Raw genomic sequence first — 14,892 nt, 5'->3', positions numbered from 1 at the left:
CAGGAGTTCTACGACGCCATCGCCAAGGGCGGCTGGCTCGGCATGACCATCCCGGAGGAGTACGGCGGCCACGGCCTCGGCATCACCGAGGCGACGCTGCTGCTCGAGGAGATCTCGCGCTCTGGGGCAGCGATGAACGGCGCCAGCGCGATCCACCTGTCGATCTTCGGCATGCAGCCGGTGGTCAAACACGGCTCCGAAGAACTCAAGGCCGCGACGCTGCCTCGGATCGTCAACGGCGACTTGCATGTCTGCTTCGGCGTCACCGAGCCAGGCGCGGGATTGGATACTTCGCGTATCACCACCTTCGCCAAACGCGAGGGTGACACGTACCGCATCAACGGCCGCAAGGTATGGATCTCCAAGGCGCTCGAGTCGGAGAAGATCCTGCTGCTCACCCGCACCACGCCGTATGACGAGGTCACCAAGAAGACCGACGGTATGACGTTGTTCCTGACCGATCTGAATCCCGACCACGTCGACATCCGTCCGATCAAGAAGATGGGCCGCAACGCCGTGTCCTCCAACGAGGTGTTCATCGACGATCTGATCGTGCCGATCGAGGACCGGGTCGGCGAGGAGGGCAAGGGATTCAAGTACATCCTCGACGGGCTCAATCCCGAACGGATGCTGATCGCCGCCGAGGCGCTGGGCATCGGGCGCGTCGCCTTGGAGAAGGCGGTCAAATACGGCAACGAACGAGTGGTCTTCAACCGGCCCATCGGCATGAACCAGGGGCTTCAGTTTCCGCTTGCTGATTCGCTGGCCCGTCTTGACGCTGCCGAGTTGGTGCTGCGGAAGGCGACCTGGCTGTACGACAACGGCAAACCGTGTGGGCGCGAAGCGAATACGGCAAAGTACCTGTGCGCCGACGCCGGTTTCGGTGCCGCTGACCGGGCACTGCAGTTGCACGGAGGCATGGGCTATTCCGAGGAGTACCACGTGTCGCGGTACTTCCGTGAGTCGCGTCTGATGAAGATCGCACCCGTGAGCCAGGAGATGATCCTGAACTTCCTTGGGGAGCACGTCCTAGGCCTGCCGAGGAGCTACTGATGGCCAACTACTTTGACCTCACAGGCCGCTCGGCGCTGGTGACCGGAGCCGCGGGCGGAATCGGTTCCGCCGTCGCTGAGGCGCTGGCCGATGCGGGCGCGGCTGTGCTCGTCACCGACCTGGACAAGGACGCCGCCGCTGCTGTCGCCGAACGCATTTCGGCCAACGGCGGCAGGGCCGAGTCCACCGCTCTCGATGTGTCTGATCGTGAGTCCGCCGACGCAGCGGCGGCGCAGGCTGCAGCGCTTGCCGACGGCGCGCTGCACATCGTCATCAACAACGCGGGCGTGACGAAGCCGGGGATGTTCGACAAGCTCACGCAGGACTCGATGCGACTGCTGTTCGACATCCATGTGCTTGGCGCGTTCAATGTCACGCAGGCGGCGCTGCCATACATTCCGACCGACGGCACCGGGCGCATCGTCAACGTGACCTCTGCGGCGGGACTCACCGGCACCCTCGGCCAGGTCAACTACTCGGCCGCGAAGGCCGGCATCATCGGCTTCACCAAATCTTTGGCACGTGAGCTGGCCAGCAAGAACATCATGGTCAACGCGCTTGCCCCGCTGGCGGCGACGCCGATGACCGAAACCATCCGCACCAACGAGAAATTCGCGGCGAACATGATGAACCGCATCCCGATGAAGCGCTGGGCGGAGCCTTCGGAGATCGCCGGTGCGTTTGTGTTCATGGCGTCTAATGCGGCTTCCTACATCACCGGGCAGGTGTTGCCGGTGGACGGCGGCATGGTGATGTGATGACGCACTCGTCGCAGGCACCCCTGTCCGGCATCACGGTTGTGACGTTGGAACAGGCGGTGTCGGCCCCGATGTGCACCCGTGTGCTGTCCGATTTCGGCGCCAGGGTGATCAAGGTGGAGCACCCCAAAGGCGGTGACTTCGCGCGGCACTATGACGACGTCGTGAACGGCCTTGCGGCGCACTTCGTCTGGTGTAACCGCAACAAAGAGTCGGTGACTGTCGATCTGAAAACCACTGAAGGACTGGATATCCTGCACCGGCTGCTGGACAGGGCAGACGTGCTGGTGTCGAACCTGGCGCCGGGATCCACGGGACGGCTTGGCATCACCCCCGCCGACATGGCGGATCGCCACCCGAACGTGGTCGCGGTGGAGATCGACGGGTACGGCCCGGGGGGTCCGCTGTCGCACAAGCGTGCCTATGACCTGCTGATCCAAGCCGAGTCCGGAACGTGTGCGGTCACCGGTGAAGCCGGCGCACCCGCCAAGCCGGGGCCGCCGGTCGCCGATGTTTCCTCCGGGTTGTATTCGGCGTTGTCGATCATGGCGCTGCTGTATTCGCGCGACACAGGTCGGAGCACCGGCGGCAACAGCGTTGCGGTCAGCCTGTTCGACACGATGATGGACGTGATGGGCTATCAGCTCACCTACACCCAGCATTCGGGTATAGACCAGCAGCCGCTGGGAATGAGCTCACCCGCGGTCGCTCCTTACGGGTCATACCGGACGGCCGACGGGCAAACGGTGGTACTTGGCACGACGAACGACCGCGAATGGCAGCGCCTGGCACGAGAGATATTGCAGCGCAACGACTTAGCCGAGGATGAGCGCTTCAGCACCAACGCGGACCGAGTGGCCAACCGTGCGGACCTCGACGAGGTGATCGGCGCTTGGTGTGCCCAACATGACCTCGCGCATGTGCAGAAGATCGCCGACGCCGCAGGGATCGGCAACTCGCGGTACAACGTGCCCAGCGAGGTCGTCGCGCATCCGCAGCTGACAGCGCGCAACCGCTGGCGTGAGGTCGAGACGTCCGCAGGCCCGATCCAGGCGCTGCTCCCGCCGCCGGTGATCGCCGGTTACGAACCACCGATGGGTGCGGTTCCCGGACTAGGGCAGCACACCGACTCCGTGCTCACCGAACTCGGGATCGGCGCAGAGGAGATCGCCGTGCTGCGCGACCGTGGCGTGATTGGGCCGGCCTACTCCTGATGTCTGCCGACCACGAACCCGTGCTGCTGTCGGAGGACATCGGCGGCGTTCGGACGCTCACCCTCAACCGGCCCGATCGCAAGAACGCGCTCAATGCGCAACTCTGGGTCGAGCTGGCCGACGCGCTGCGCGCCGCCGCGCGCGACACTGGGTTACGGGCTTTGGTGGTCACCGGCGCGGGTGGGGCGTTCTGCTCCGGCGCGGACATCTCGACGCCGGAGGACATCCACCCGAAGGACAAGCTGCGCAGGCTCACCGAGGTCGCGCTTGCATTGCATGAGCTGACAGTCCCCACTATCGCGAAGGTGGCAGGGGTGGCGGTCGGCGCAGGCTGGAACCTCGCTCTTGGCTGCGATTTCGTGGTGGCGACGCCCGAATCGCGGTTCTGCCAAATCTTTTCGAAGCGCGGCCTGTCGGTGGACCTCGGCGGCTCGTGGCTGTTACCCAAATTGGTCGGCCTTCAACAGGCCAAGCGGCTAGTGCTGCTCGCCGACATGATCGATGCCGGTGAGGCGCATTCGCTCGGCTTGGTCACCTGGGTCAAACCGGCCGACGAGATAGACGGTTTCGTCGCCGAGCTGGCGGGCCGGCTCGGCGATGGCCCATCCGTCGCGCTGGCTCAGAGCAAGACGCTGCTCAACGACGGCGCGAACGCGACACTGCGCGAAGCGCTGGCCAACGAAGCCCGAGCGCAGCCCGGCAATTTCGCCACTGCAGACTCAACGGAGGCGTACGCGGCGTTCGCCGAGAAGCGCGAACCCGCATTCACAGGTCGATGGGCTGTTCCCAGATCGGAGTAACAAGATGCGCGAAACGGTGATCGTCGAGGCGGTGCGCACCCCCGTCGGCAAGCGCAACGGCGGACTGTCGGACATGCACGCGGCGGATCTGTCCGCCATAGTCCTCAACGCGCTGGCCGAACGGGCCGGCATCGACCCCGAGATCGTCGACGACGTGGTGTGGGGCTGCGTGTCGCAGGTGGGGGATCAGTCAAGCAATATCGGGCGCTACTCGGTTCTTGCCGCGGGCTGGCCCGAGCACATTCCGGGAACGACGATCAACCGCGCCTGCGGGTCGAGCCAGCAGGCGCTGGACTTCGCCGTCCAAGGTGTGATGTCGGGGCAGCAGGACGTCGTGGTGGCCGGCGGCGTCGAGGTGATGAGCAGGGTGCCGTTGGGTGCGGCCAGGGCCACCGGCCAGCCGTACGGCCCGAAAGTCCTTGCCCGGTATGGCGATTTCTCGTTCAACCAAGGGATCTCGGCCGAGATGATCGCTCAGAAGTGGGGCTTCTCGCGAACCCGCCTCGACGAGTATTCGGCGCGCTCACACGAACTCGCGGCAGTCGCGCAGGACAGCGGCGCGTTCGAGACGCAGATGATGCCGGTCTTCACCGACGGCGAGCCGGTGGTGGCCGACGAGGGGATCAGGCGGGGGACCACCGTCGAGAAGCTCGCCGGCCTGAAGCCGGCGTTCAAGGAGGACGGCGTCATCCACGCGGGCAACTCGTCGCAGATTTCAGACGGCGCGGCGGCCTTGCTGGTGATGACCGCCGAGCGCGCCATCACGCTGGGCCTGACGCCGATCGCGCGGTACCGTGCCGGTGCGGTCACCGGCGCCGATCCGGTGTTGATGCTGACCGGCCCGATCCCGGCGACCGAGAAGGTGTTGCACAAGGCCGGTGTGCGGTTGGACGAGGTCGGCGTCTTCGAGGTCAACGAGGCGTTCGCGCCGGTGCCGCTGGCGTGGCTCGCCGAAACCGGCGCCGACGAGGCGAAGCTCAATCCACTCGGCGGGGCGATCGCGCTGGGCCATCCACTGGGCGCCTCAGGCGCGGTTCTGATGACTCGCATGGTCAATCACATGCGCGACAACGGGATTCGCTACGGCCTGCAGACAATGTGCGAGGGCGGCGGTACGGCCAACGCCACCTTGGTCGAACTCATCTCATAAGGAGCGTCATGCGTCGCGATCTGTTCACCGAAGACCACGAGGCGTTCCGCGAGCTCGCCCGCAACTTCGTCGAGAAAGAAGTTGTGCCGCACTATCCCGAATGGGAGAAAGGCGGCCGCATGCCCCGCGAAGTGTTCAAGCAGATGGGCGAGCTCGGCATGCTCGGCATGGCCATCCCCGAGGAGTACGGCGGCGCCGGGATGTCCGATTACCGCTACAACGTCGTGATGCAGGAAGAGGCTGCCCGCGCGCTGGTCACGCTGTCGACGGTGCGCACACAGCTCGAGGTCATCCTGCCCTACTTCCTGCACTACGCGAACGCCGAACAACGCGAGCGCTGGTTCCCCGGTCTGGCCGCGGGCACACTGCTCACGGCCGTCGCCATGACCGAGCCAGGCACTGGCTCCGACTTGGCCGGCATGCGGACCACCGCCGTGCGCGACGGCGACGACTGGGTGATCAACGGCGCCAAGACATTCATCACCGGTGGTATGCAGGCCGACCTGGTCATCGTCGTCGCCCGCACATCCACCGACCCCGACAACCGGCGAAAGGGGCTGAGCCTCTTCGTCGTTGAGGACGGCATGGCCGGATTCACCCGCGGCCGCGAGCTGGAGAAGATGGGCTGCAAGGTGCAGGACACCGCCGAGCTGTCGTTCGTCGACGTGCGGGTGCCCGCCGCCAACCTGTTGGGGGAGGAGGGCGAGGCCTTTGGCTACCTTGGCCACAACCTGCCGCAGGAGCGCTTGACGGTGGCCGTCGGATCGGTCTCGCAGGCGCGTTCGGCGATCGCCGCGGCGATCGATTACACCAAGGACCGCAAGGCATTTGGCACGCCCGTCGCGTCGTTTCAGAACACCAAGTTCGAGCTCGCGGCGTGCTCGACGGAGGTGGAGGCGGGCCAGGCGATGCTGGACCGCGCGGTCGCCCTGCACATCGAGGGTGAACTGTCGGCGGCCGACGCCGCCCGTGTCAAGTTGTTCTGCACGGAGATGCAGCAGCGCGTGATCGACCGCTGCCTGCAACTGTTCGGCGGATACGGCTACATGATGGAGTATCCGATCGCCCGGCTGTACACCGACGCACGGGTGGCTCGCATCTACGCCGGAACCAGCGAAGTGATGAAGGTGATCATCGCCAAGTCGCTGGGCTTGTAGGTCATCGCGAAAGTAGGGAATATGACGGGTTTTGCATCAGATCCGTCATATTCCCTACTCTCAGCGCGGCCTCGCCGGCCTGCCCGATCCCGTTACGCGCCGGTCTTCACGGCCTCTGCTTTCGCCAGATCCGGGATGGTCTGCGTATCACCATCGAGAGTCGACGTGATGAACCCCGTCACCGACTGGGTGGGCAGCAAGGTGACCACAGCGTTGGCGTCCAACGCGCCCCTGTTGGCTCCGGTGGCGTCGGTGACATCGACGTCGGCGAGGTACGCCACGCTGAGTTGGGACGGTCCGTAGATCGCCGATTCGGTGCCGTTGAGGATCAATCCGTCCTCATTGACGTAATTGGTGTACTGCACAGTGCGGGTCGTTTGGAACGTCGTCGGGTTGATGACCTCGCTGACCACCGCGGTGCCACCGCCCACGCCGTTGTAGGTTCCGGTCGGCGGCAGCGGTGTCGTCTTGGCGACGTAGGTTTCCAGGTCCGGAAACGCCGACGGGTTGAACACTGTCGTCGTGTCTCCGACCGGCCCCACGCTGGTCGTGTATTTCAGGTTGGCGATGACGATTTGTGATTCCGTCGGCGCGATTCCGTGCTCGTCGCCGTTACCGGACTCCCAGAAGGGGACCGCGGTGCCATCGGCATTCCAGCTGGGCATGCTTCGGGAAATCCAGCCGTCACCTTCGTCCACCCTGGGGGTGGTGGGGTCGTCCTGAACGAAGAGCGGGATGCCGTTCTCGCGGTTGAGGTCGTCTTCGCCGATGGCGTTCCGATGGCGGTGGGACTCATCCTGATCGATCGATCAAATGATAAGGTGGCGCATGTCTACCACGGTCCGAAATATGCGGTCAACCCCCTCCCGGCTGGGAATCTGAATGGCAGCGCCACGGAAGGCGAAGGTCGACGACGGCGGAACCCGACGCCGGCTGCTGGAAACAACCGCCCAGATCATGCACGACGAGGGGTATGCCGCTGCCACGTCACGCCGAGTGGCCGCAAGGGCCGGTGTCAGACAGCCGCTGGTCCACTATTACTTCCCGACGATGGACGACTTGTTTCTTGCGGTGCTGCGCGAGGGCGCGGACGTCGCCCTGGATCAGATGCGCGCCGCGCTCACCGATGACGACCCGCTGCGCGCGCTATGGGCCCTTAACAGCGACCCTCGTCGGACCGTCCTCAACACCGAATTCATGGCACTGGCCAACCATCGCAAGGCAATTGGATCGGAACTCAAGGCATACGCCGAGCGCGTGCGCGATATGGAAACCGCCGCGGTCACCCTCGTGCTGCGAGCTCACGGCGTCGACTTGAACACCCATCCGCCGATCGTGATCTCGATGCTGATCGCACAAATCGCACGTTGCCTTTGCAACGAGCATGCGGTGGGCGTCACCCTTGGACACGACGAGATGCGCCGCTTCGTCGAACGGCAGATCGATGAGTTGAGTAAGCCCTCCGTCATCCCGCGCGGCTAATCCCGCCGAGTCGCGTCTACGGCCAGCAGGGCTCCACCCCGTCGACCGCCTTGCGCTGGCGACTCTGGTGCCGACAGCGCGGGCGCCTAACATCGAGCGAACTGATCGATCGATCAATAAGAACCTCTGCCTCGAGCGGCGGTGTGACCGACGCGGTGAGGCATCGCCCACGTTCGGTGACGGTTGGCCGCGCCGCGAATCGCCGTCTGACCTGCGGTGAGACACGTGTCAAGAAAATAGTTCACTGAGACCCTTGTCACAGCGGCCCAACCTACCTACTGTGTGTTCACTAGGTTGGTTGAACGAAGGAGTTCAGTGTCCGCGGTGGAGTCTCCGAGGCCCTATGCCGCGCTTCTCGCCAAGGGTGAGGACCGCAGGCAGCGGATCCTGGCTGTGGCCGAGCGGCTGCTGGCGCGCAACGGGTGGCGCAGCACGTCGCTGGCACAGATCGCCAAGGAGGCCGGTGTGACCCCGGCCGGACTCCTGCATCACTTCGAATCCAAGGAGCAGCTGCTCAACGCGGTGCTCGATGCCCGCGATGCCGACGACGACGCCCACGCCGATTACCGCTCAGGTGACCTGATCACCGAGCTGAGCCGGGTGCCCGAGCGGTTCTACCGGGCACCCGAGCTGATCGGCACGTTCACGGTGCTGCTCGTGGAGAACATCGCCCCTGATGCTCCACTGCACGACCGCCTGCACAAGCGGTATCGCGACGCAATCGACATCATCACGAGCATCATCGAGCGGGGTCAGCGGGACGGCCTGTACCGCACAGATTTCGAAGCGGCCGACAAGGCCGTGGAGATACTCGCCTTTATCAACGGAATGGAGACCCTATGGTTGCTCGATCCTTCACTCCAGCTGGCGGAGGTATTCAAGGGGTACGCGGAGTCGTTGGGCCGGGAATTGGCGCCCCGGAGCGCGACATGAGGTACCGGCTCGACGTCGTTGCACCTACCGTCCTTGACGCGGTGCAGTTCGCTGGCGGCTGGGTGTACGACAGGGTGATGGCCGGATGGGATGTCACCGCATTGATCGGAGAGCCCGACGATGTCCGGCCCTTGGAGATCCTCGGAGCCGAGGTCCTCGATCTGGACTCGGTGCTGGGTGCGTGGGAGGACCGGCCTCATCCGCAGACGGTTGCCGTCGCCGTGGATCTCTTCGATCGCGATTCGCGGGTACTGCAGCACGTCCGCAACGCGCTCGACCAGGGCGCCACCGAAGTCACGCTATGGGGCGAGCGTCTACCGACGGAGCTGGACCACACCGTCGATTCCGTGCAGCACCACTTGAGTGCGGCCGCAAGGGCATTCAAGGCCAAGGCGCTCGCGGCGGCCAACGATCCCGGGGCCACCGCGGTCGGAAGTACCGAGACATTTCGCTGCGGAATGATGGCCTCGGTCGCCGCGGACCTGATCCCCGCGAGTTAGTTTCGGCGAAACTGTATTCCAGCAGCGAAAGTTCGAGTGAAGGCCTGCTGGAACGCAGTGTCGGCGCGCTAAGTCAGGTCGATCAGGATCTTGCCGATCGCGCGTCCGTCGGCGACACGTTTTAGCGCCTCGACGGTTTCGGCGAGCGGGTACACCGCGCCAATATGCGGAAGGACCCGGCCGCTCACGAGGTGATCGCGAAGTTCTTCCTCATTGCGGGAAAATTCGTCGGCTGGGACGTCCTGGAACTGGAAGCCGAGCAGGTGGATGCCCTTCACGAGCACCAGGTTGAGCGGGATGCGCGGAATGACGCCGGAGGCAAACCCGACTGTGACGAACCGTCCGCCTCGCCGCAGTGAACGCAATGCCGGTTCCGACAGCTCGCCCCCTACCGGGTCGATGACCGCGTCAGCCCCGTCGGGCAACGCCTCCCGTAGTGCACCGCGCAGGTCAGTCGAACGGTGGTTGACGACCCGGCGCGCACCGTAACCAGTTGCCACCTCGAGCTTTTCGGCAGACGAAGCTGTAGCCGTGACTGAAGCGCCCAGCACCGCACCGAGTTGAACGGCAGCCAAGCCCACACCGCCGCCGGCGCCGAGCACGATCAACTCGTCGCCAGGCTGGACCCGGGCCATCGAGCGCAGGGTGTGATAAGCGGTGCGATACGCCACACCGAACGCCGCCGCTGTCCGCTCGTTCACTCCGTCGGGGATACGCGCAAGTCCCGCAGCCGGCACCGCAACCTCCTGTGCGAACGCGCCGTACATCCCGGCGCCCGTAACCCGGTCACCGACGGCGAAACCCTCTGCGCCCTTTGCTGTCTCGATGATCTCGCCGGCGAATTCACTGCCCGGTATGAACGGGGGCGGCACGCTGATCTGGTACTTGTTGGCGATAAGCAGCACGTCGGGGAAGTTCACCGCCGCCGCGCCGACCCGGACTCGGACCTGCCCCGCCGCCACCGCCGGTGACGGATGTTCCTCGATACGGACCACTTCCGGCGGCCCGTAGGTCGGGCAAACCGCGGCGCGCATGTCAGCGATAGTCGGTGGACTCGGCGAGGTCGGCGGCAGAGCGCATCAGTTCCGGCACGATCGGACCGAACGCCAACAGCTTCTCGTCGTCACCCGCGCGCTGGAAGCCCTGCTCCAGCACGATGGCCAGCTTCCATTTCGCCAGGACGAGGTAATAGTCCAGGTCGTCGACCTGGCGGCCCGACACCTTTGCGTAATGGTCGACCACCTCTGCGCGGGAAGGCATTCCGCGCATATCCACGTACCCCAACTCGCTGGCTTCGGGCGCGGTTGTGTCGTCTGGCCAGCTCTGCACCATCCACGCCAGATCAAGTTTGGGGTCGCCGACTGTGCCCATCTCCCAGTCGACGATCGCCGCCAGCTGCGCAGGCGCGCCGTGGCGGTACATGACGTTGGCGAATTGGTAGTCGCCGTGCATCAGGCCGGGGATGAAATCCAGCGGTCGGTGCGCACGCAGCCACTCCGTCGCCACCTCGAGGCCGTCGAGCTCGCGACCTTTGATGCGCTCGAAAAAGCCTGTCCAGCGGTCGACTTGGCGCTCGTGGAAGCCATCCGGCCGCCCGAGATCGTGCAGACCTCTTTGCCGCCAGTCGACCTTGGATAGCAGCGCGATGCCCTCCGCCAATTGATACGACAAGCCTGCGCGCGCGGTGAGGTCACTGTGGAACGGTTCAGGCCACTGCCGTTGATTCAGCTCCATCGGCGACCAGCCGTCGACGAAGCCCATCAAATAGAACGGACGCCCGAGAACCGAGGGATCCGAGCACACGCCGACCGCGGCGGTGTGGGGGACCTCGGTGCCGTCGAGCGCCTCGATGATCCGCCACTCCCGCAGGATGCCCTTGTCGCGGTCTGGCGGGGCTCCTGGCGGTGGCATCCGGATGACGCAGCGTTCTTCGCCGCGGCGAAGCTCATAGATGACATTCTGCGTCCCGCCGGACAGGAACCTGGCTTCCAGCGACTCGCCCTTACCGGGCAGCGCGGCGGCGTCCATCCAATCGGCAAGCCGCGCGGTATCTATCCGCGGGGCCTCCGCCCGCGCGGTGGCAATCTCGCTCACAGATTCCCCACTTCATTCTCTATGGCGGTCTCCAGAAATCTGGCGTACTTCGCCTTGGCCGCTTCGCGCTTCCCGGGAATCCATTCGGTGGGCCATGTACCTTCGGTGGGCTGGTAGTCCCGTAGCACCTGGCGCGCCACGGTGGTCTTGTGCACCTCGGTCGGACCGTCGGCCAATCCCATCACCGCGGCACCGGTCACCATCCCCAGGAACGGCATCTCGTTGGTGACGCCGAGTGCACCGTGCACTTGCATTGCCCGCCAAGCGATGTCGTGCAGCACCGTGGGCATCACGACTTTCACCGCGGCGATGTCCTTGCGGACCTTCTTGTAGTCGTTGTACTTGTCGATCTCCCACGCTGCGTAGAGCACCATCAGGCGGAACTGGAGCAACTGGGCATAAGAGTCGGCGATGTAGCCCTGCACGAACTGCTTGTCCGACAGGCGGCTGCCCTGAGTTTCGCGGCTCAGCGCGCGTTCGCACATCATGTCCAATGCCTTGCGCGACAGCCCGATGGTGCGCATGGCGTGATGAATCCGGCCGCCGCCCAGGCGTGTCTGGGCGATGACGAACGCCTGCCCTTCGCCGCCGAGCAGTGCCTCGGCGGGCACCCGCACGTTGTCGTAGTGGATCAGCGCGTGGCTGCCCTCGTTGTCCCGCTCGCCGTACAGACCGACATTGCGGACGATCTTGACGCCTGGAGTGTTCGTCGGCACCAGGAACATCGACATGCCCTGGTAGGCGCTCACCTCGGGGTTGGTCACGACCATGACGATCAGGAAAGATGCGGTTGCGGCGTTGGAGGAGAAGAACTTCCAGCCGTTGATCACCCAGTCGTCGCCGTCGCGCACCGCCGTGGTCTTGAACAAGGTGGGATCCGCGCCGGCGTGCGGTTCGGTCATCGAATAGCAGGAGAACAGCTCACCGTCGAGTAGCGGCCGAAGATACTTCTGCTTCTGGTCTTCGGTGCCGTAATGCGCGATGATCTCAGCGTTGCCGGTATCGGGCGCCTGGCATCCGAACACGATCGGCGCCCACTGCGACCGGCCAAGGATTTCGTTGAGCAGCGCCAGCTTGAGCTGGCCGTAACCCTGTCCGCCGAGATCGGGTCCCAGATGCGTTGCCCACAGGCCCTGCCGTCGGACCTCTTTCTTCAGCGGGTCGATCGCTTCGCGCCGCTTGCCGTCAAGCGGGACGAACTGTTGATGCGGGAATGCCAGGTCGAGTGGCTCGACCTCCTCGCGGACGAACTCGTCGGCCCAATCAAGCACCTTCTGGTACTCGGGATCGGTTTCGAAATCCCACGACATTGGGGGGCTCCTATCAGTTAAATGTGACGACGACCTTGTCGGCTGCGCCGGGAGTGGAGGCGGTCTTCAGGGCTTTGTCGACGTCGTCGAACGGGATCGTGTGGCTCACGATCACCGCATATTTTTCCCAGTTGGCGATCAGGTCTTTGGTGACTTCGAAGATTTCGTTCGGGTAGCCCATCGAGCCGCAGATCGTGATCTCGTTGCTCATCAAGTTGAGAAAATCGACCGACACCGGCTGTTTATGCACCGCGACGACTCCGAGTCGCGCGCCTGACTTGGCAGCCACCAACGTGGTCTCGATCACCGCGGGTGCTCCGGCGGCGTCGAAGTAAATGTCGGTGCCGACCTTTCCGCCGAACATCGACTCGCCTTCTCCATGTAGCTCGAGGAGCCGCTTCGCAACGTCTTCTTCGGCAGAATTGATCACCGCGTCGGCACCGACTTTGAGGGCCTTGTCGAGACGCGCCGGGATCAGGTCGGCGACCACGACGTGGCTCACGCCAAGCGATTTGAACGCGATGGTGGCGCCCAGCCCGATCGGGCCCGCGCCGAAGATCACGACCTTGTCGGACGGCTTCGGTTGGCAACGGTTGACACCATGGCGGGCGACGGCCATCGGTTCGTTGAGGGCGGCCACCGCGAACGGGATGTGGTCGGGCACCACCTCGAGGCTGGTACCTCGCACCGCGTTCTCGATCAAGAGGAATTCGGACAGCGCGCCACTTGCAGCGCCGTTGCCGATGATGCCGCTGGGTGCCGCCATCGGGTTGATCACGACGTGGTCGCCGACCGCGATGTCGGTGATGTCGCCGCCGACCTCGACGACCTCTCCCGCCGGCTCGTGGCCCAGCGGCATGCCGCCCTCATGGCCGGGCATACCGCCCATCGAGATGAAAAGTGTGTCTGTACCGCAGATTCCGCACGCACGGATTTTGACGAGTACATCCGCGGGCCCGACGGCCGGCTTTGGCGCGTCGATCACCCGCGTCTCACCGGGTGCCATCACCACCGACACCTTCATGTGCATGCTCCTTACGCGGGAAGTTGGTTGAAGCCGGCAATCAGCGCAGCGATGTCGCGCGTGACAACCTCGGCGAACGAGTGGTCGCCGAAACCGCCTCCGGCCCAGTGCCGTACGCCTTCGCTCACGTGCATCTGAGCCAGGCGGGACAGGTGGGGGAGATCGATGTGAGCCGCCAGCTTGCCGTCCTGCTGCGCCTTGGCGAATAGGTCGCCGAACATGTCGGCGTCCGAGTCGTATGACCGCTCGCCGGCGAGGATGCGGTGCTCCTGTCGGTAGCCCTCCAGGATCGTTTCGACGATCAACTCGCGGGGGTTGCGTGCCATCGACCGTTCGAGGCTGCGCAGTGCGTCGGCGATCACCGACTCCACCTCGTAATCGCCTTTCAACCGCGCCCGCACGGCTCTCTGCGCGGCCCGCGTTGAGATCAGGCCGACCTCGAAGAGGATGTCCTCCTTGGCCGGGAAATAGAAGTAGAACAGCGCCCGAGATACCCCGGCCGCTCGGCAGATGTCGGCCACCGTCGTCTTGGCGTAGCCGTTCGTGCGCCACAACGCCATCGCGGCCTGTACCAGGCTGCGCTTGGTCTCATGTGACCGCGCGCGCTGGTATGACACACGACGCTGACTACCGTCAGCAACGATTGAAGCGTCAATCCCAGGCACGATCGCACTGTAGCAGCGGTGTTGCCCCTTGCATATAGTTGACGCTTGTCTAACTATCTAAGGATGGATTCCTCACTGCATGGCAGGCGGACGTGTGTGATCCCAGGTTGCGTGTCCATGTCCCAGTTTTTCTGTCCAGCGTTTGTCCAATTGGGCTGAAAAACTGGGACGTCGGCGGCTATCGCTGCGGGGGTTCGAAGACGCGGCCTTTGGTGCATACTCCCTGCCGACTTCGTTAACCCAATTCCCAGCAGTGGGCTGTACTTCTGTGGTGTGCACCGAGGATGAGCTGCCCGGCCACGAGTGGGCCAAGCGGACAGCTCACGACAGACTCACCGTTCCTCTCTCGACTGTCAGCTCTAGCTGACCAGCCGCTGGGGATAGTTGAGGACTGGCCAGGGTTCGATTATGAAATGCGCTGTAGCGCAAGATAACTCGCTACCTCTGAATGGTAGCGGTGCGTGCTCGACAGGTGCGAGTTGTTCCGGAGGGCGCCGGGGAGCGGTGTTTGCCTCGCTCGCTGACGGTCCAGCGCCGCATGACAACCGTTGTGTTGGTGCACGGCGCGTGGCGCTGGGAGCGGTTAACTCGCCTTCTACAGCAACTTACCCGCCGTTGCCACGGTGGTGGATGCCGAATGCGATTGGAACGGTGCGGGTCCCGTGACTCCGATCATCGAGGTCCACGGGGCGTCACTGCGCCAGTCGTTTTCGCGGTCCTGGATGTGTGCAGGCTTGCCCACGTTGCGGACC

The 14,892-nt window shown here is 64.5% G+C and carries 15 protein-coding genes; 9 read left to right on the top strand and 6 right to left on the bottom strand.

What is annotated here, in order from left to right; translation table 11 throughout:
• The 6 genes from VFH65_RS09525 to VFH65_RS09500 form a co-directional block, all read left to right on the top strand.
• The coding region (locus VFH65_RS09525; RefSeq protein ID WP_353320945.1) for an acyl-CoA dehydrogenase family protein at positions 1–1,053 on the top strand (1,053 nt) is incomplete at its 5' end.
• Positions 1,053–1,811: an SDR family NAD(P)-dependent oxidoreductase gene (locus VFH65_RS09520; RefSeq protein WP_353320943.1), complete on the top strand. Its 759-nt coding sequence runs from the start codon at positions 1,053–1,055 to the stop codon at positions 1,809–1,811. The genes VFH65_RS09525 and VFH65_RS09520, both read left to right, overlap by 1 nt.
• Positions 1,811–3,025, top strand: coding sequence for a CaiB/BaiF CoA transferase family protein (locus VFH65_RS09515; RefSeq protein WP_353320941.1), 1,215 nt, complete (start codon positions 1,811–1,813; stop codon positions 3,023–3,025). The genes VFH65_RS09520 and VFH65_RS09515 overlap by 1 nt, the downstream gene beginning before the upstream one ends.
• Positions 3,025–3,825: an enoyl-CoA hydratase/isomerase family protein gene (locus tag VFH65_RS09510; RefSeq protein ID WP_353320939.1), complete on the top strand. Its 801-nt coding sequence runs from the start codon at positions 3,025–3,027 to the stop codon at positions 3,823–3,825. The genes VFH65_RS09515 and VFH65_RS09510 overlap by 1 nt, the downstream gene beginning before the upstream one ends.
• 4 nt (positions 3,826–3,829) lie before the next feature.
• A complete protein-coding gene (locus tag VFH65_RS09505; RefSeq protein ID WP_353320938.1) occupies positions 3,830–4,975 on the top strand; it encodes a thiolase family protein in 1,146 nt (381 codons plus the stop codon).
• An 8-nt stretch (positions 4,976–4,983) separates the two neighbouring features.
• Positions 4,984–6,132, top strand: coding sequence for an acyl-CoA dehydrogenase family protein (locus tag VFH65_RS09500; RefSeq protein WP_353320936.1), 1,149 nt, complete (start codon positions 4,984–4,986; stop codon positions 6,130–6,132).
• Positions 6,133–6,224: 92 nt separating this feature from the next.
• Here VFH65_RS09500 and VFH65_RS09495 read toward each other — a convergent pair whose 3' ends face one another.
• Complete coding sequence (locus tag VFH65_RS09495) at positions 6,225–6,797, bottom strand: hypothetical protein (protein WP_353320934.1); 573 nt, start codon at positions 6,795–6,797, stop codon at positions 6,225–6,227.
• Positions 6,798–7,014: 217 nt separating this feature from the next.
• On the opposite strand from VFH65_RS09495, the gene VFH65_RS09490 reads away from it, so the two are divergent.
• The 3 genes from VFH65_RS09490 to VFH65_RS09480 all read left to right on the top strand — a co-directional run bounded on the left by VFH65_RS09490 (position 7,015) and on the right by VFH65_RS09480 (position 9,047).
• Complete coding sequence (locus VFH65_RS09490) at positions 7,015–7,614, top strand: TetR/AcrR family transcriptional regulator (RefSeq protein WP_353320932.1); 600 nt, start codon at positions 7,015–7,017, stop codon at positions 7,612–7,614.
• Positions 7,615–7,929: 315 nt separating this feature from the next.
• Entirely contained in the window at positions 7,930–8,547 is a 618-nt protein-coding gene (locus VFH65_RS09485) for a TetR/AcrR family transcriptional regulator (RefSeq protein ID WP_353320930.1), read from the top strand.
• Positions 8,544–9,047, top strand: a complete 504-nt coding sequence (locus tag VFH65_RS09480) for a hypothetical protein (RefSeq protein WP_353320929.1) — start codon at positions 8,544–8,546, stop codon at positions 9,045–9,047. The genes VFH65_RS09485 and VFH65_RS09480 overlap by 4 nt, the downstream gene beginning before the upstream one ends.
• Before the next feature lie 68 nt (positions 9,048–9,115).
• On the opposite strand, the gene VFH65_RS09475 is transcribed toward VFH65_RS09480, so the two are convergent.
• From VFH65_RS09475 to VFH65_RS09455, 5 genes are all read right to left on the bottom strand, one after another.
• The gene (locus tag VFH65_RS09475) at positions 9,116–10,081 is read right to left on the bottom strand and encodes an NADPH:quinone oxidoreductase family protein (protein ID WP_353320928.1); all 966 of its coding nucleotides are present in this window, start codon (positions 10,079–10,081) and stop codon (positions 9,116–9,118) included.
• Position 10,082: 1 nt separating this feature from the next.
• Complete coding sequence (locus VFH65_RS09470) at positions 10,083–11,075, bottom strand: phosphotransferase family protein (protein WP_353320949.1); 993 nt, start codon at positions 11,073–11,075, stop codon at positions 10,083–10,085.
• A 62-nt stretch (positions 11,076–11,137) separates the two neighbouring features.
• Positions 11,138–12,451, bottom strand: a complete 1,314-nt coding sequence (locus VFH65_RS09465; RefSeq protein ID WP_353320927.1) for an acyl-CoA dehydrogenase family protein — start codon at positions 12,449–12,451, stop codon at positions 11,138–11,140.
• 13 nt (positions 12,452–12,464) lie between these two features.
• Positions 12,465–13,475, bottom strand: coding sequence for a zinc-dependent alcohol dehydrogenase (locus VFH65_RS09460; protein WP_353320926.1), 1,011 nt, complete (start codon positions 13,473–13,475; stop codon positions 12,465–12,467).
• Positions 13,476–13,486: 11 nt separating this feature from the next.
• Positions 13,487–14,035 (bottom strand): TetR/AcrR family transcriptional regulator, encoded by a 549-nt coding sequence (locus VFH65_RS09455; protein WP_353320947.1) that lies wholly within the window; start codon positions 14,033–14,035, stop codon positions 13,487–13,489.
• Positions 14,036–14,892 lie beyond the last annotated feature (857 nt).

Origin of the sequence: Mycobacterium sp. (assembly GCF_035697385.1) — a bacterium.
Taxonomy (GTDB): domain Bacteria; phylum Actinomycetota; class Actinomycetes; order Mycobacteriales; family Mycobacteriaceae; genus Mycobacterium.
Note: the sequence above shows the minus strand (reverse complement) of the source record. Positions and strands in the feature narration are given on the sequence as shown.